We start from the raw sequence: 17,674 nt of genomic DNA, 5'->3' as shown, positions 1-17,674 counted from the left end.
ACTGGTTTTTATCTTGTTGTTCGTTAGTGCTCATATAAAAATTAATCTGTTTTAGTATTTAATTGTGCTTTTTAATTTTGGCATCTGCCCAAAGTGCCTCCAAATTGTAAAAAGAGCGAATATCGGGCTGAAAAATATGCACCACTATATCTGCATAATCAATCAAAATCCATTCTGAATTTTGCCTGCCTTCTACATGATATGGTCGTATTTGCAGTTTCTTTTTTACCTCATCTTCAACAGATTCTGCTATTGCAGCTGTTTGTGTTGTGGAATTGGCTTGGCAGATAACAAAATAATTAGTTACAGAGTTTTTAATAGATGTTAAATCTAAGCTAACTATATAATCGCCCTTTTTTTCCTTAATAGCGTCTATTATGATGTCTAATATTTTAGGCTCAGCCTTTTTTGTTGTTGATTTTGGTTTTTTCTCAACCTTTTTTTCGATTTTTTTTCTTCCTTTTACAACAACAGGCTTAGTAGTCTTTTTGGTTTTTTTTACGGGCATATCAACTAATTATAAATCCTTTTATTTTAATCCTATTAATATACTAAATTTAATGTACACAGCAGTTTTATGAATAGTTTATTTATTGGACATACTAGAATAAAGCTACATGAGGTTAACTCAACCAATACTTATGCCATAGAACTTTTGAAACAAGAAAAAGTTTATGAAGGCACGTTAATATATTCATTAAATCAAACAAATGGCCGTGGACAACGAGGCAATAATTGGCAGTCGGAACCCTTTAAGAATCTCACTTTTTCTATAGTTTTAACTCCCCACTTTTTACCCATTTCCAATCAGTTTTTATTAACACAAGCAGTGTCGCTTGCTATTTGCGACTTTGTGGCAGCACTTGACAATACAGGTAAACTTAATGACAAAATAGCCATAAAATGGCCCAATGATATTTTACTGAACAATAAAAAGGTATGTGGTATTTTGATAGAAAACAGTATTCGTGAAACATCAATTCAGCATACAGTGGTTGGTGTTGGTATAAATGTAAATCAAAAGAAATTTGATTTGTTTCCAACTCAGGCTAGCTCATTAAGTAACGAATTTGAAGAGGAGTTTGATACAGAAGAAATTTTGGCAAAAATTTGCACTCAAATAGACAAAAGATATTTGCAAATACGAAATCAAAACGGCCAAAATCAAGTAAGAGAGGGCTATTTGGGAAAGTTGAAAGGGCTTGGGCTCGAACAACAATTTATGCTTAACACTAAACTAGTAGATGGTGTGATTAAAGGCGTTTCGCCAATAGGAGAGCTGTTGGTGGTGTTAAATGGCGAAGATGAATTTAGAAAGTTTGGGTTTAAAGAAATACAATTAGTAGTAGCTTAATCTAAACTACTACTTGATGTCTTTCATTTTTTGGGCCAACATATTAAAAAAATTGGTCAATGGTTTTTCTACCATCATTTTCATCATAGGATTCAAGTCCGATTCAAACAAAAGTTGCCCTTCTGTTTTTGCGCCACCATCCTGCGGTTTTAGGTGAATGTTGAGTGTAAACTTAAACGGTGTTTTATCTCCTGAAACGATATTAATTACTTCATTTGGGACTTTATTTATAATCTTCATTCCAACAGTAGCAAGTCCATTGATCGTAAACGAGCATTCGTCTGCAGTAGATTTCCAGTTGGTAACTTGTGCAGGCATTAATTGTGAAAAATTATTGAAATCGCTTAGGTAAGTAAATAATTTATCATTTGTGTTTTCAACTAGTACTTTATCGCTTTCTATTTTCATTTTTATGAGTTTGGTATGTATTTAATTGTAGGATAGTTATATATTCACAAGGAGTAAGCTGACTATCAATTCTTGATTCTTTGCTTTTAATTCTTAATTCTCAATTCTTATTGTTTCGCTATTTTTCCCATTTGTCTGGGCTTTGGCGCCATGCTTTTAATGAATCCAAGTCCTTTTCAGATACAAATTTGGCTTTTACAGCTTCTTCAATAAGAATATTGTAGTCGGATAAAGTGTATAGTTCGCATTTAGATTTTTTGAAATTTTGGTCTGCCACTTTAAATCCGTAGGTAAAAATAGCAACCATTCCTTTTACATCACATCCTTCTGCTCTAAGTGCATCAACTGCCTTAAGGCTACTTGAGCCGGTTGATATTAAATCTTCTACCACAACTACCGTTTGTCCTTTTTCAATAACACCTTCAATTAGGTTTGTTAGTCCATGTACTTTCGCTTCCGAGCGCACATATACAAAGGGTAAGCCAAGTTCTTGCGCTACTAAAGCGCCAATTGCAATTCCGCCTGTTGCAACACCTGCAATAACATCCGGTTTTCCATATTTCGAACTTATTACATCTGCAAACTGTTGTCTTATATAAGTTCTTACTAAAGGGTATGAAAGCGTTTTTCGGTTGTCGCAGTAAATAGGCGATTTCCACCCCGAAGCCCACGTAAATGGGTTGTTGGGCTGCAGCCGAATAGCCTTTATTTGTAGTAAGTGCTGCGCAATTTTTTGGGAGGTAACATCGTTAATATTCATAGAACACAAACCTAAATAAAATAGTACTTTTACCAAAACATATTTTTAATGTTTAAAATTTACTTTCATACTAAATGTATTTACTTGGTAGGTAAAGCTGCCAATCTTCATTTAGAAGATGGAAGTATGTATGTTTGTTATGATTCTAAGTCAGCATTAAAAATATTGATAGACATGGTGCTGTTCAACAAAGAAGTAACTAGTTTGTATGTAAGTGCATCGGATGTAAATAAGTTATATGCTGATTTTTGCTCGCTATTTAAGGTTGTAGAGGCTGCGGGGGGTGTTGTGAAAAATAAGGAAGGCAAACTTCTATTTATTTTTAGAAACGGTAAATGGGATTTGCCCAAAGGTAAAATTGAAAAAGGAGAAGATGTTGAAACGGCCGCTGCTAGAGAGGTAGAAGAGGAGTGTGGAATTGCTCCCGTTGTAATACGCTCAGCGTTGGTTACTACACACCATATTTATTTTATTGGGAAGACAAAGGCTATAAAAAAAACGTATTGGTTTACGATGGAGTATAAAGGTGTAAATGCAGGTAAGCCTCAATTAGAAGAGGGGATTTCGGAAGTAAAATGGGTCGAGAAAAAACAATTGGAGGATGTAATCTCCAAATCCTTTTTGTCTATTGGCGAGGTAATGAACGCATACGTTAATAAAAAGAAAAATGAATAAGCATAAACATAAATCACATCCTTGGCACGGAATCTCTATAGGAGAAAATGCTCCGGCAATTGTTACTGCCTTTATCGAGATAGTTCCATCCGACACAGTTAAATACGAAATTGATAAAGAAAGTGGGTATTTAAAAGTAGATAGACCTCAAAAATTTTCTAATGTTATTCCTTCACTATATGGTTTTATTCCTCAAACCTATTGTGGCGCTAACGTAGCAAAATATGCTTCCGAAAGAAGTAAAAGGATTATAGAATCCGGAGATAAAGACCCGTTAGATATTTGTGTTTTAACGGAACGCATTATTTCTCATGGCGATATAATACTGAAGGCAAAACCAATAGGAGGTTTTCGGTTGATAGATAAAGGGGAGGCCGATGATAAAATTATTGCAGTGCTATACGGAGATGATGTGTATGGCAATTTTGAAACACTTTCCGATTGCCCTGAATCAATTATTAATAGACTAAAGCATTACTTTTTAACGTATAAAAATATTCCCGGAGAAACTACTCCAACTTGTGTAATTGATGCTGTGTATGCTAAAGAAGAGGCTTTGCAAGTAATTGAAAAAAGCAGAGAAGACTATATGTTGATGTAATCTTTGTTTTTATAAATAACCAATCTTCCCTCTTACTCTTTGCAATACCTGATTTGCAATTGCTTTCGCTTTGGTTGCACCAATTTTTAGTTGATTGTCTAATTCGTGCAAATCATTCATATATCTATTGTACTCGCTACGCTCGTGTTTAAAGCGCTCGAGTAGTAGTTCATAAAGGGCTGTTTTGGCATGTCCGTAACCATAACCACCACGCAGATAATTGTCACGCATTTTTGCAATATCATCAACACTTGCAATAAGTTTATACAACGCAAATACGTTGCACGTTTCAGGATCTTTAGGCTCTTCAAGTCCTTTGCTGTCTGTTACCACAGATAGTACTACTTTTTTGAGCTCTTTTTCCGGCAAAAAAATATTGATGTAGTTGTTGTACGATTTACTCATTTTTTGACCATCTATTCCAGGTACAATCATCACTCGTTCATCTATCAAGGCTTCAGGCAATATCAAAGTTTCTCCATATTGATGATTGAATGATTTAGCTATATCGCGCGTCATTTCAAGATGCTGCAACTGGTCTTTGCCAACGGGTACAAAGTCGGCATCGTATAAAAGAATATCGCTTGCCATTAAAACTGGATAGGTAAATAGTCCGGCATTTACATCGGCCAGTCTATTCGATTTATCCTTAAATGAGTGCGCATTTGCCAACATGGGATAGGGCGTAAAACAGCTTAAATGCCACATTAATTCGCATACTTCGGTAACATCCGATTGGCGATAAAATAAATTTTTCTTAATGTCGAATCCAAATGCTAACCAAGTTGCGGCAACAGAATACGTGTTGTTTTTTATGATTTCTGCATTTTTAACGCTGGTAAGTGTATGTAAATCAGCAATAAAAAAAAGCGATTCGTTTGCCGGATTTTTAGACAACTCAATAGCCGGTTGTATTGCGCCTAAAACATTGCCTAAATGCGGAATTCCTGTGCTTTGCACTCCTGTTAATATACGAGCCATACTAAAATTTTTGTAAATATAATGATTAAAGAGGTATCCGAATTTCATCAGTTTTAAATAACCGTATAATAAAAGGTTTTCTGTATTTTTGTAGGTAGTGAGATACCTGTTGATATTACCCCGTGCAATTTGGAAGGCGTATTTCGTCCTTACATTCGTAATAGGACTTATTCTATTATATCCAGTTTTCTTTGTGTTGCTTTCTAACGAAAAGTGGTTTGGCTATGCTTTTTCTTTGAAACGGATGTGGGCTAAATTTATACTACTGTCCAATGGTATTTTTATAAAAAAAAAAGTGTATTTAGATTGGAATACAATAAATGGTCCGGTGGTGTATTGTGCTAACCACACTTCCTATATCGATATTGTAATTAGTTATGTTGTGGTGCCAAAATATTTTTCGTACATGGGAAAAAAGGAGCTTCAGAAGATTCCGTTGTTTAATATATTTTTCAAGAGAATGAATATTTTGGTTGATAGAAAAAATAAACACGAGTCGCACAAGGCATTGTTGCAGTCAGCAGAACAGGTTGATAAAGGCAATAGTATGTTTCTTTATCCGGAAGGCACATTCAACCGAGAAGGTAAGCTTCTGCCCTTAAAAAAGGGAGCTTTTAGGCTTGCTATACAAAAACAGATTCCGATTATTCCAATAACATTTATAGACAATTGGAAACGCATGCAAAGTGGAGGCTTTTTTAAAGCCAAAGGTGGACCTGGGTTTACAAAGGCAATTATTCACAAGCCAATTGATACAAAAGGATTAACAGAGGAAGATTTATTACCTTTGCTGAATAAGGTACACACAATTTTTGCAACCGATTTACAACAACATGGAAATAACGAATGATTTAATTGATAGAATTGCAGAGCTTGCCAAGTTAGAGTTTAACGATTCTTCAAAACAACAAATGAAAACGGATTTAACTAAGATGATAGCATTTGTAGAAAAACTAAATCAAGTAGATACTACAAATGTAGAGCCATTAATATATATCAATGAGGATGTAAATGTTTTGCGTGAGGATGAGATAAAACAAGAAATTACTCAAGATGATGCTCTGAAGAATGCTCCTAAAAAAGATTCTGATTATTTTAAAGTGCCAAAAGTATTAGAGAAAAAATAACAAACTACCTCATTAAATACATTTTCCCAAAACCTTTTGTAAAGTATTGGTCAGCATCGGTGGCACGCTTCTCAATACTTTCGTTGCTTAAGCGGGTAATTACTTTATACAAGTATACTCCATTGGCTAATTGATCTCCAAAATCATCTTTGCCATTCCATGCATATTGGGTAATGTTTTTACCAATGCGAATTGGTCCTAGTTCGGCTTGCGAAATTTCTCGAACAACCTTGCCGGTAATAGTCATAATTTGTATTCTAAAATCGGTAGGCACTTCACTTCCGGTTAATGTAAACACAAATCGCGTGGAGGTAGAAAATGGATTAGGATAATTCATCACCTCTGTAATACTTGATTTTTGTATTACTTCAAATTGTATTTTGTAATCATTTTTTCCGGACTGGTTTTTTGATCTGTCTTTTGCTTGTACTAGCAATTCATAAATACCATCTTCTGTTAAAATTGGGTTGTAGGTAATCTTACAACTATTGCTAGGTAAGGATGCTGGAGTAAAAGACATCCCGTTATCAAAGTATATTTTTTGCAAATTTGATGAAGAAGGTTTTTTTAGAAAAAGGGCAAAATCGTTGGTGTCATTAAGTGCTAAAAATTTATTCTCATCTTTTACTTGCACTATAATAGTTGGTCTTGGGTTTATAATATCTCCATTAATGATGTGTAATCCATCAAATGTTACATCTAGCAAAGGATTTATTTTATCTGCCTGTACTTTAAATGGAACTCGTATCAAATTGTTAAAATGATATTGTTCTTCTTGGTAGTTAACATCTGCCAACGGATTTATTTCTACCCATAAATTATTGTTACCTGAAAAATTGTATGTACTTGTTTTTATGGTATCAATAAAGGAAGTCAATCCGTTGAAAGGCGGCTTTAAAACTTTTCCAGGGAGTATATGTTTTACTCTATTTCTATCTTCTACCCAATATTTTATTGCAAAACTATCTACAAAATTAAATTCGCTTACATTTTCAATTCCTAAACTGAGGCTTATGTCTGCACCTTCTTGTACCATACTATCATGTAGCGCATAGTTTATTTTTGGATTTATTGCGGCTTCCGGATAAGGGTCGTACAATACTTGCCAACGTTTTAATTGAGAAGGAGTTCTAAAACTATCATCTTTCATATAGGATATTAGCTTTAAGTATGGGTATGTAGCTGCATTAGCATACGCTCCAAGGTTAAATACATCTGCCGAATCCGGAGGGAAGCTAGCTAAGTTGTTTTCTGTTCCGCTTGCTGTTACGCCAATTACGTTTAACATTACACTATCTTTATCTATTGCTTCAATAGATTTCTCTCTCCAATGCAATGATTTCCAGTTTTTAGACGGTCCAATCAATGTAGAAGTAATAGAGCCTTCATTCCAGTTAGTCAAAAAAGTGTCTGTTAGCGTATAGGCAGTATTTGCAATTGCTCCAACTATTTCAGTCGCACTCCCTATAGCTGCACCTTTTACACCCGAAATCAAATAAGGTGTTGTGTCGTTTACTGTTCTTACGAGTCCTGCTCCAAATTTTTCAAAAGAGCTATACAACGTAGTGTCTAAATTTAAGTAGTGATTTTGGCGAGCCCCGGCAAGCTCTGGGATTGTATATGCCAACACAATATGTCCATTAGGAATAGAGTCTATAAAGTCTCGTATGGCTTGTCTCCAATAGCTTGGGCCTCTTATTATTACAGCTCCTGCAGAATCAACTGGGCCTGATTTTGTACAGTAATCAAAGGTGTTTCTATTGTCACAAGCTCCCGGGAAAACATAGTTTTTGTACTTCCCGGTTCTTCCGTTTGTTGTATTCGGGCCGGTATTCCAAGGCTTGCCTGATTTAGGATTAATAACTACAAAATTAATTCCAGCAACACCGCCTGTGCCTGCAAACAAACATGATCTAGGTGCTGCTACAAGCCCATTTATCATAAAGGTAGTAATTGATAGTGAGGTGTTCCAGTATCCGGCATTTCTAATTAATAGTGTGCTAAAGTTGCCGAAATAATCAAACTCTTTTGTTGGTTGAATCTGTTTAATAAATTCATATTCGTTGTTGTTGTATTGTGAGAAATTTGCTTGTCCCCAACCGTGCTTGCCTTGTATGTATTGAAAAGACGATGTTCTCCATTGGAAGCCAGTATTATCTATTGAATCTGGAGATATACGCCAAAAATAAACAGAGCTATCTTTAAGTGTAATAGATGGAGTCCATTCTAACACGCCACCAGTACTAATAAGCACACCAACTTGTTTAAATGGGCTTGAAAAATTTAGTGTTGTATCAATTTCAAATATATATTTGGTGGACAGGGCTAACGGGTCTAATGACGATGCTTTTAGAGTAACAGTATCATTTGGTATTACTGCATAATTATATGGATATATTGGAACAGCAATGCGTCCTGATACCAGTAATTCTATTTCCGGATTGGTTGAATTATTTGTTTCTACTAATTCATCAATAATATTTATGGGGTCTATTTTTACTATAAATTTATTTACACCATATCCGTTTGCACCAATTGCAAAAGATGCAGATAGGGTGTCTTTAAATAGGGTAGATGGGGAATACACGTATATTGTTTCCAAAGAATCGTTTGGTTTTTTTCTGGTAAACTCTACGTAAAAAGAATCGCTAATGGCTCTGCCAACATTTGTTACAATGGCATATACTTTAATGGAGTCAGGATTTGTTTTAGTGTCGAAGTATACATTGCTGTTGCTTATTTTATAATCCGGTTTTGGCCAAGAGTTTAAAACTATAGCAGGGTCGCAATGTAGTGTCATTTCCATGCACGTTGCTTTTGTGATAGGATCGAAGTTGGAAATTGGCTCTAGAAAATCAACGGTTTTTTGGATAATATTGCCAATACTTTGACCATACATGTTTTTAGAAAAATTTGTATAAAATCTACTGGTAAAATTATCTAACCCGGTTGAAATACCTTGAGATATGGTTCCTAAAAAACCGATAGTGCCTTTGTCTTGAAGAATAACAAACGATTCGCCAAGGGAGGGAAGTCCTGTAACGGCAATGTGTATATTGCCCGAATAACAGGAGTTTGCAACCAGCATTGGGTACTTGCCTTTGTTGTTATAGTTTTGTGGTAAATCTATGCTTTGGTCAAAATTTTGCGCACCACCGTGCCCAAAAAACGTCATAAGCGTAACCCCGTTATTTATCAACCCTTTTATTGAATCTGTAATGGCTATTTGAATAGGAGCAGATGTTGTTTTTGAAAATGTTTTTACGATGCCTCCGAACATTGTATCCTCTGCAATAGTTTTGTAGCCATCTAAATAGCCTTTTAATTGCTGCAATTCACCACTATTGGTTCCTCCGCCAAAGTGCAAAATGTTTTTCATCCATTCGTCAGGTTGAGCACTTTCGTGTTCTTTAACTTTGTCTAAATAAATGTCAACTTCATTGGGCGTTCGGGCAGCGTATCTACCGGTTGGAATAAGCATTTTGTATCCCGAACCATTCATTTTCATTGTGAAAAAATTATCACACGGAGGATTGTTTATACTTGGCACCAATGTTGCATAATAATTGGCATCGTACTTTCTAGCATTTTGCCCACTACTATTTGAATTTACCCAAGCTGACTTCCCAATTAAAAACAAGTACTTAGGCGGGCTATTCCATGTGTCGTATGCAAACTCCGAAAATCTTCGGATAGACAATGGATTTTTTACAATCCCATGAGCAAATTGGTCGTATAGTTCATCTACATCGGCAACTACTACGTTGTAATTTCCTCCATTCGGATCCATACTTCTGTATTGCTTGTAGTTGTTGGCTTCCGAAAGTAAACTTTTGTGTGTTACAATTAGATAAGCCGAATCGACTGCCAATTGTGTAAAATCGGTAAACGTTCCGTTGTTACTTACAGTGAGAAGTGTATCAACACTAAAAAAATTCCCTTGGTCTATTAACAAACAATGCTTTTCGTTATTGCTATTAGGGATCAATGCTTGTAAGGTAGCACCATTGAAAGAATACGAAATAATTTTTTGGTTTGTGATGTCAAATAGCCAGTAATTGCCGTTAGGAATATTGGTAGCCTGTATGTATGATTTGCTTTGCGTTTGATTGTCTTTTACATGAAAATCAAACAAAGATTTCCCTTCAAAATCTAACGTGTGTGGATAGTTAATGGAAAAATAAGGTACAACAAACGATGCTGTAACAGAAAGACTTGGAGTAGCCCAAATATCAACATTTTTTACGATAGCAGTTGTTTGTACTGTGGTTAAATTTGCCGGTGGAATAGTAAATGTGAAAGGTACAGGAACATAACCTTCAAACGTAGAATCCTGCATTTGCCCGCCAACTGTTATTTCTACATGGTGGTCGGGGTTTAGTGCGCCAAAATTACTCGAACCAACAACTAGTGTTTTAACTGATGCATTTGGCCCAAGTGTGTAAATATTATTTGTAGGAAGATTGTAACTCCTTGTAACATTTAAGTCAATTCTTGTGTCAAACCATCCCTCACTATTTGTGAATTCTGCGTCCGTGCTGTTAAATACATTGGTAGCACCATCCAAATAAAATGCACTAAAATAACTAACCTCTTTTTTCCAAACATAATTTATGGGAGTGTATGAAGAAAAAGTAATGTCGCTTTCTAGCGCAAATCTTTTATTGGTTAGTGATGAGTTATACGTTAAAAAATAAATAGCCGTATCATTATATAAACTGTAGTAGGGGTTTGGTTGAGACGCTGCTCCGCCCAAGTATAATGCGGAGTCTAAATAACCATCATTGCGTACACCATAAAAAAGTAGGTAATCGTTTGTGTTAAATTTACCATCGTTCTGTCCTACAATGTGCATGGGTTGTTCCTTGCCTCTTGCAAAGAGCTGTAAGTTTCTTGGGTCGATTGTCGCAACAGGAAATCCAGACTTTGCAAGGGTGGTAGAGTCTAGTTTGTAAACTCCATCTTTTACAACTTTTATTTTGTAATATTTTTGCGAATAATTTATCCACTCGTTGCCATAAGGCTGCGATAATGCAGCGTTTGCAGCAAAAAGAATAAATAGGGTTATGTTTTTTAAAAAGTAATTATGTTTTATTGACACGCTTATTAATATCTATTTTTAACGAAAACACATTCGAATATAAAGCGATAGACCTATCTCCAATATCTGTAAGTGCATAATCAAGCGTAACGCCTTTTATTTTTACACCTGCCCCTATATTAGGCTGAAACGTAGTAACGGACTTATTGGTTACATCTGTAGTTTGTTGAATATTGCCAATTCCTGCTCTGAAAAATATCAAATTCTGATAATCCATCTCCAATCCAAGAGTCGGGTCTATACTTGTAAAATCACTTTTTATTACCACGTTTCGTTTGCCATCAAACGTAAACATCAAGTTTGCTTCTGGAGCTACAGAAAAGCGATTTGTAAAAAAAGAAAACTTTTTGGACACTCCTAAAATTAGTTTTGGAAGGGTAATTTCTAAGCTATTCTCCGGTATTTCATTTCCTGTTAAAGCAAATGTGTTTTTTGTTTGGTCGGATAGGGTGTAACTCCAAGCGTTAAAAGTGGTGGTAATGTCTCTTGCCATTAATCCGAATAACCATTTGTTTTTGTTGTATTGTATTCCAGCATCTGCGCCAAATCCCCAAGCTCCACCAAAATCACCTACTGTGCGCCTTACCACTTTAGCATTTACTCCTAGGTTAAGTCCTTCTATTTTTAGTTTGCGTGCATAAGAAACAAGAAACCCATAGTCAATAGAGGAGAATGTTGTTATTCTGTCGTAATTAATGTTGCCTTGCGCATCAATAAGTTCGGTAGTGTTGGGAATATTATCTACACCAAAACGAATTAGGCTAAATCCGATTGCGCTGGAACTATCTATTTTAAAGGCAAAACTGCCATAATCATATTTTGCAATTCCCGCAAAGTATTCGGAGTGCATTAACCCCACTTGTACGTTGCTATTCATGTGCACAAGTCCTGCCGGATTCCAATATCCCGATGTTACATCGTTTACAGAGGCTACCACTGCATTCGACATGCCTAGTGCTCTTGCGCCAACCCCTACAGATAAAAATTCATTACTGTATTTTGGTGCTTGTGCAAATAAAATAGTCGATGTGCATACTAAAAGCGAAAATGTAAATCTCTTCAAATGAATGTAATTCATAGACATTAATATAAGTATAGATTATGTAATTGCAAAACAATTACTAAAACGCTTTTTTACTTTAAATATTGCTTTAAATCAGAGGCTAGTTTTGTCGAGAAAACATAAGCGCCTTTTGTATTTAGGTGGTAAGGGTCTGCAAAAAAACTAGGATTAAAACACATTGTATCTGTTGAATAATCAATGAATCGGATGTTTTTTTCTGCCGCTTTTGCCATAAACTCTTTTTTTAGAGTTGCCAAATTACTTACCACCACGGAACCTTTGTAATACATGGGAGAAATAACAAACACTAGCCTAGTGTTTAATTTATTGCACAATGCTATGGTAGAGTCGAAGGATTCGAAGATAATAGGCTGTGTAGGCGAAGCAAATATTTTATAGGTAACCGTATCTACGTTCTGATGTAATTGTTGTGGAATAGGAACATAGCCTTTATAAAATGCCTTGTCAAATTCGCTTTTCTTCCCAAAATAACCTCTTACGCTTGCATTAAGATACGTGTCATTTAAATAAGGAAGACTGTACATTGGAATGTACTTGAAATAGGGGAAGCGTTCATCTAGTGCACTACATACAGTATGTAGTTCCTTGTTTTTTAAATAAGGGAAGTAGCGAGGAAAGCGATTAATTACAATTTTTTTCAAACTATACGAGTGCATATCAATATTAAACACTACTACTTTAGGGGTAGCGCTATTAACTAAATACGATTTGAAAACACCGTAAACAAAAGGCAAAGAGCCACCATCCATTCCAATATTATAGCTCGATGTATGGCAAACAGAATCGATAATTCCGGGGTGCACATGCGATTCCATTCTTGATGAGCCAACTAACAGAACATCAAAATTGTTTTTCTTTATAAAGATGGTATTTAGCTTATCGAATTCTCCAATTTCGTTTTTTCTAATGCCAATATAAATAGCTTCTCTAGCTGCAAAAAGCAGTAGAATAGCCATAATGACTAATAGTACAAAAGATTTAAAATTGAAAATAGACAAATTCATTTGCATTAAATTGACCTAAAATAAATATAGCTACTGTAAGCACTAAGTAATATGCAATAAGTAAAAAGTTGGGTATAGTATATCCCTTTTTTTCAATTCTTTCGGATATAAAGTCAGCGCTAAATAAAAATAAAACAACGGTAAGTGTTACAAACAAAGGAAACGTTGTATTTATAGATAGGAGTTGGTTAAGTGTGTTGATGGCATCAAAATGGGAAAAAGAAAACAACGAAGAAAAAATAAAGTGTATATCATGAATGCTCTTGGTGCGAAACAAGATTAATGTAATGGAGTGCACTAATAAAAAATAAATCCAACCTAAGAAGCGTTGGGTGTTAAATAATGAATGTTGAGCAGTGGTTGTTTTTTTATAAAACGAAAACTTCGACACGATTAATTCTAAAGAAAAAAACAAAGCATGAAAAAATCCCCACAAAACAAAGTTCCAACCGGCCCCGTGCCACAAGCCACTAATTAAGAATACTATAAATATATTTGTTATCTGTTTTGTAAATCCTTTTTTATTCCCACCCAAAGAAAAGTATAAATAGTCTCTAAACCACGTTGTCATAGAAATATGATGGCGCTTCCAGAAATCTCGTATAGATGTTGACAATAGAGGTCGATTGAAATTAATAAGTAGGCTAAAGCCAAAGAACTTTGCTACACCTCTTGCTATATCCGTGTATCCCGAAAAGTCGCAATACAGCTGCACCACAAAGAAAAAGCCCGCAACTAAAAATGTTAATCCGGAGTAATTTTCTACATCGTTAAACACGGGGTCAACAAAAGTGGCTAACCTATCAGCTACTACTAGTTTTTTAAAGAATCCCCAAATGCAGAGTCTAATTCCCTCTCCAAAATCTGAATAATTAAATTCTTTTTTTTCGTACAGCTGAGGCATTAAATGCGAAAAACGTTCTACAGGCCCTGCAACCAGTTGGGGGAAAAACGATACGTATAAAGCAAAACGAGCTAAATTAGTTTCGGGTTTGTTTACGCTTCTATATACATCTATTGTGTAGCTAATAGACTGAAATGTATAGAAGGATAGACCAACGGGAAGTATAATGCTGGATATACTTTCCAGACCTTTGCCTGATGTCATATTTACAATGTCAATAATCGAATTGTAAAAAAAACTACTGTATTTAAAATAAGCCAAACATCCTAAGTTGGCTGTTAGGCTTATAGATAACCAAATTTTCTTTTTGTGTTTGTCTTGAGTATTGTAAATTTTTATTGCGGAATAATAATCAACGATTGTAGTGCCTAATAGTAACAACCCAAACCAAGGCTCCCAACTTAAATAAAAATAATAGCTGGCAATGAGAAGCAATATCCATCTCCATTCATGCTTTATGCTCCAATACAGCATAAAAACAATGGGTAGAAATACAATAAAATGAATGGAGTTGAATAACATTGGCTAATTTGTGGGGTAAATTTATATTATTGAATTAGATTATGTTAATTTTAGATAAGATTATTTATATTGTAGCTTAAATAGCAAATTAACGATGCGAAATAATATTCCCAATTTTTTTACTCTTGCAAATCTCTTGTTTGGCTGCATTGCTACAGTTGCTGCACTAAATAATAATTTGGTTGGAGCATCCTACTGTGTAGGCTTTTCTCTAATTTTTGATTTCTTAGATGGCTTTATGGCTAGAGCATTAAAAGCAAATAGTCCCATTGGTAAAGAGTTGGATTCACTTGCTGACATGGTTTCTTTTGGACTTGTTCCGGGTGTTATTATGTTTAAATTAATTGGCGGAGCCCTTATATACCAATCTATTCAAGAGAATATGTCATTAGAAGCACGAACTGTTTATACAAAACTATCGTACGTTGCCTTTTTAATTACACTATTTTCTGCATGGCGTTTGGCTAAATTCAATATCGATACTCGTCAGCATAAAACATTTATTGGGTTGGCTACTCCCGGCAATACGTTGTTAATAGCGTCTTTCCCGTTAGTAATTGAGAATCCAACAAATATTAATGAATGGCTGCTTAATTCGGCTGTTTTGAATCCTTATTTTCTGTTGGTGTTGGTAGTGTTTTTATCATATTTGTTGGTTGCAAACATTCGTATGTTCTCTTTTAAAATGGAAACATTTTCATTTGCCGACAACAAGCCACAATACATATTGGTGGTATCTTCCATTATACTTATTGCCTTCTTCCAGTATATAGGATTGCTTTTGGTGGTGCCTTTGTACATATTACTATCTCTAGTATTTGGCGGTTTGAAGAAAAAGCCCACTCAATAGTTGCTGCCTTGAATAAACTTGAAAACCCCTTATAGCACAATTTAAAAACAAGTAGCCATATGAAGTTTAAAGCTGAAATAAATATAATGCCTTTAAAAGCACTGTTAGACCCACAAGGCAAAGCCGTTACATCTAGTATGAAAAATATTGGATTGGCAGAGATTGAGAATGTGCGTGTAGGTAAACATATTACATTAGAAATCGATGCCACAGACGAAGCCACTGCAAAAGCTAAAGTTGACGAAGCGTGTAAAAAATTATTGGCAAATCAAATTATGGAAAGCTACGATTACACGATAGGTAGCATATAAGTACGTATTAAATTATTTTTTCATGGAAAATATTTTTTTTTCTCACCCAACTGCCGTAGTTGACGAAGGTTGTAAAATAGCAAAAGGTGTAAAGATTTGGCATTTTTCGCACATTATGCCTAATTGCACTATTGGCGAGAATTGCAACATTGGTCAAAATGTGGTTATTTCTCCGGATGTAGTGTTGGGCAAAAATGTAAAAGTGCAAAACAATGTTTCTATTTATACTGGAGTAACTTGCGGAGATGATGTGTTTCTGGGTCCGTCTATGGTTTTTACCAATGTAATAAATCCGCGCAGCGCAGTAAATAGAAAAAGCGAATATGCTAAAACGCATGTAGGCACAGGTGCTACTATTGGCGCAAATGCAACTATTGTGTGTGGACATGATATTGGAGAGTTTGCCTTTATTGGTGCCGGAGCTGTAGTTACTAAAAATGTTCCCGCATATGCCTTGTTTGTAGGCAATCCTGCTAAACAAATCGGTTGGATGAGCGAATATGGGCATCGCCTAAGCTTTGATAAAGATGGAGTAGCAGTATGTTCTGAGAGCAAACAAAAGTATAAGTTAGAGAATGGTAAAGTGACAAAAATCAGCTAATATTTCCGTCCCTTATCTTTAAAAATCATATTCTTATTAGTAAATTTAGGTATACATAAAAATTATTTTTTGGTTCACAGTTCAATCAAAAAATTGTTTTTTAATACAAAGTAAATATGCCTATATACCACAAATTGGGAGATATTCCTCAAAAACGCCATGTAGTATTTCAAAGTAAAGACAACAAACATTATTACGAGCAGCTTTTTGGTACAGAAGGATTTAGTGGCATGTCGTCTTTGTTGTATCATGTACACAGACCAACTCAGGTAAAAGAAATTCTTGGCTCGAAGGATGTAAGTCCTAAAATTGCAATACAAAAAAACATTAAAGCGTTGCTATTAGAGGGGTTTAAAGTACAACCTAAGGCAGATTTTTTAGAAAGCAGAACAGCATTGCTTGTAAACAACGATGTTCATTTGGGGTTGGCTGCACCTCAAGAATCTACCACGTCTTATTTTTATAAGAATGCCGATGCCGATGAAATGCTATTTATACATAAGGGTTCGGGCACACTAAAAACGTTTATGGGGAATATTCCTTTTGAATATGGCGACTATCTTGTTATTCCCCGAGGCATGATTTACCAAATGGAATTCAACTCCACAGATAATCGTTTATTGTTTTTAGAATCGTTTGCACCAATTTACACACCTAAACGCTATCGCAATCATTTTGGTCAAATGTTGGAGCATTCGCCTTTTTGCGAACGGGATTATAAATTGCCTGTTACCATTGAAACCCACGATAAGAAAGGCGATTTTCTTATTAAAGTAAAAAAAGAAGGAATGTTGCACGATGTGGTGTATGCCACACATCCCTTTGATGTGATAGGTTGGGATGGATATAATTTTCCGTATGGATTTTCTATTCATAATTTCGAACCTATTACAGGACGTGTGCATCAGCCACCTCCGGTGCATCAAACGTTTGAGACAGATACGTTTGTGGTATGTTCATTTTGCCCTCGCTTGTACGACTACCATCCACAGGCAATTCCGGCACCTTATAATCACAGTAATATAGATTCGGACGAAGTATTGTATTATGTAGATGGTGATTTTATGAGTAGAAATAATATTAAACAAGGTCATATAACATTGCATCCAAAAGGTATTCCGCACGGGCCGGCACCGGGTGCAATGGAACGCAGTATCGGTCAGAAAGAAACGCAAGAATTAGCAGTAATGGTAGACACATTTAAACCATTAATGGTTACGGAAGCTGCCATGGGAATTGATGATGGAAAATACTATAAAAGCTGGGTGGAGTAGGGAATTATGAATTAAGAATTAAAAATGTTGAATGTTTAAGTTATAAGTACTTTTGGTAATATACAATATGAAAGGTGTACACACTTACATACCACTTACTAATAAATGCAAACTAAT

The 17,674-nt window shown here is 35.3% G+C and carries 17 protein-coding genes; 9 read left to right on the top strand and 8 right to left on the bottom strand.

What is annotated here, in order from left to right:
• Nucleotides 1-58: 58 nt before the first annotated feature.
• On the bottom strand, nucleotides 59-508 hold the full coding sequence (gene rsfS / locus J0M08_05540) for a ribosome silencing factor (protein MBN8702504.1): 450 nt from the start codon (nucleotides 506-508) through the stop codon (nucleotides 59-61).
• 69 nt (nucleotides 509-577) lie between these two features.
• Here rsfS and J0M08_05535 point away from each other — a divergent pair, with 69 nt between their 5' ends.
• Nucleotides 578-1,354 carry a biotin--[acetyl-CoA-carboxylase] ligase gene (locus J0M08_05535; protein MBN8702503.1) on the top strand — a complete coding sequence of 259 codons (777 nt, stop codon included), beginning with the start codon at nucleotides 578-580 and terminating at the stop codon, nucleotides 1,352-1,354.
• A 9-nt stretch (nucleotides 1,355-1,363) separates the two neighbouring features.
• On the opposite strand, the gene J0M08_05530 is transcribed toward J0M08_05535, so the two are convergent.
• Entirely contained in the window at nucleotides 1,364-1,762 is a 399-nt protein-coding gene (locus J0M08_05530; protein ID MBN8702502.1) for a hypothetical protein, read from the bottom strand.
• A gap of 118 nt (nucleotides 1,763-1,880) precedes the next feature.
• Entirely contained in the window at nucleotides 1,881-2,522 is a 642-nt protein-coding gene (locus J0M08_05525; GenBank protein MBN8702501.1) for an orotate phosphoribosyltransferase, read from the bottom strand.
• 48 nt (nucleotides 2,523-2,570) lie between these two features.
• On the opposite strand from J0M08_05525, the gene J0M08_05520 reads away from it, so the two are divergent.
• Both J0M08_05520 and J0M08_05515 read left to right on the top strand, forming a co-directional pair.
• Nucleotides 2,571-3,197, top strand: coding sequence for an NUDIX domain-containing protein (locus tag J0M08_05520; protein ID MBN8702500.1), 627 nt, complete (start codon nucleotides 2,571-2,573; stop codon nucleotides 3,195-3,197).
• Nucleotides 3,190-3,798 (top strand): inorganic pyrophosphatase, encoded by a 609-nt coding sequence (locus J0M08_05515; GenBank protein ID MBN8702499.1) that lies wholly within the window; start codon nucleotides 3,190-3,192, stop codon nucleotides 3,796-3,798. Before J0M08_05520 ends, J0M08_05515 begins: the two co-directional genes overlap by 8 nt.
• A 9-nt stretch (nucleotides 3,799-3,807) precedes the next feature.
• On the opposite strand, the gene trpS is transcribed toward J0M08_05515, so the two are convergent.
• On the bottom strand, nucleotides 3,808-4,779 hold the full coding sequence (gene trpS, locus J0M08_05510) for a tryptophan--tRNA ligase (GenBank protein MBN8702498.1): 972 nt from the start codon (nucleotides 4,777-4,779) through the stop codon (nucleotides 3,808-3,810).
• 193 nt (nucleotides 4,780-4,972) lie between these two features.
• Between trpS and J0M08_05505 the strand changes: the two genes are divergently transcribed.
• Both J0M08_05505 and gatC read left to right on the top strand, forming a co-directional pair.
• Nucleotides 4,973-5,629: a 1-acyl-sn-glycerol-3-phosphate acyltransferase gene (locus J0M08_05505; GenBank protein MBN8702497.1), complete on the top strand. Its 657-nt coding sequence runs from the start codon at nucleotides 4,973-4,975 to the stop codon at nucleotides 5,627-5,629.
• Nucleotides 5,613-5,906 carry an Asp-tRNA(Asn)/Glu-tRNA(Gln) amidotransferase subunit GatC gene (gene gatC, locus J0M08_05500; protein ID MBN8702496.1) on the top strand — a complete coding sequence of 98 codons (294 nt, stop codon included), beginning with the start codon at nucleotides 5,613-5,615 and terminating at the stop codon, nucleotides 5,904-5,906. Before J0M08_05505 ends, gatC begins: the two co-directional genes overlap by 17 nt.
• Nucleotides 5,907-5,910: 4 nt before the next feature.
• Here gatC and J0M08_05495 read toward each other — a convergent pair whose 3' ends face one another.
• The 4 genes from J0M08_05495 to J0M08_05480 are packed head-to-tail and all read right to left on the bottom strand — an operon-like array spanning nucleotide 5,911 to nucleotide 14,521.
• Nucleotides 5,911-11,007, bottom strand: a complete 5,097-nt coding sequence (locus J0M08_05495; protein MBN8702495.1) for a hypothetical protein — start codon at nucleotides 11,005-11,007, stop codon at nucleotides 5,911-5,913.
• Complete coding sequence (locus tag J0M08_05490; protein ID MBN8702494.1) at nucleotides 10,991-12,085, bottom strand: PorV/PorQ family protein; 1,095 nt, start codon at nucleotides 12,083-12,085, stop codon at nucleotides 10,991-10,993. The genes J0M08_05495 and J0M08_05490 overlap by 17 nt, the downstream gene beginning before the upstream one ends.
• Nucleotides 12,086-12,141: 56 nt before the next feature.
• Nucleotides 12,142-13,047, bottom strand: a complete 906-nt coding sequence (locus J0M08_05485) for a hypothetical protein (protein ID MBN8702493.1) — start codon at nucleotides 13,045-13,047, stop codon at nucleotides 12,142-12,144.
• A 22-nt stretch (nucleotides 13,048-13,069) separates the two neighbouring features.
• Nucleotides 13,070-14,521 (bottom strand): MBOAT family protein, encoded by a 1,452-nt coding sequence (locus tag J0M08_05480; protein MBN8702492.1) that lies wholly within the window; start codon nucleotides 14,519-14,521, stop codon nucleotides 13,070-13,072.
• Nucleotides 14,522-14,615: 94 nt separating this feature from the next.
• On the opposite strand from J0M08_05480, the gene J0M08_05475 reads away from it, so the two are divergent.
• From J0M08_05475 to J0M08_05460, 4 genes are all read left to right on the top strand, one after another.
• Entirely contained in the window at nucleotides 14,616-15,371 is a 756-nt protein-coding gene (locus J0M08_05475) for a CDP-alcohol phosphatidyltransferase family protein (protein ID MBN8702491.1), read from the top strand.
• Between the two features lie 59 nt (nucleotides 15,372-15,430).
• Nucleotides 15,431-15,682, top strand: a complete 252-nt coding sequence (purS, locus tag J0M08_05470) for a phosphoribosylformylglycinamidine synthase subunit PurS (GenBank protein ID MBN8702490.1) — start codon at nucleotides 15,431-15,433, stop codon at nucleotides 15,680-15,682.
• A gap of 22 nt (nucleotides 15,683-15,704) precedes the next feature.
• Nucleotides 15,705-16,283 (top strand): N-acetyltransferase, encoded by a 579-nt coding sequence (locus J0M08_05465; protein ID MBN8702489.1) that lies wholly within the window; start codon nucleotides 15,705-15,707, stop codon nucleotides 16,281-16,283.
• 116 nt (nucleotides 16,284-16,399) lie between these two features.
• Nucleotides 16,400-17,557 (top strand): homogentisate 1,2-dioxygenase, encoded by a 1,158-nt coding sequence (locus J0M08_05460; GenBank protein MBN8702488.1) that lies wholly within the window; start codon nucleotides 16,400-16,402, stop codon nucleotides 17,555-17,557.
• Nucleotides 17,558-17,674: the final 117 nt, after the last annotated feature.

It is taken from the genome of Bacteroidota bacterium, assembly GCA_017303975.1.
In the GTDB taxonomy this organism is placed as follows: Bacteria; Bacteroidota; Bacteroidia; order JAFLBG01; family JAFLBG01; genus JAFLBG01.
The sequence above is the reverse complement of the archived record's forward strand: the minus strand, read 5'-3'. Positions and strand labels throughout refer to the sequence as shown.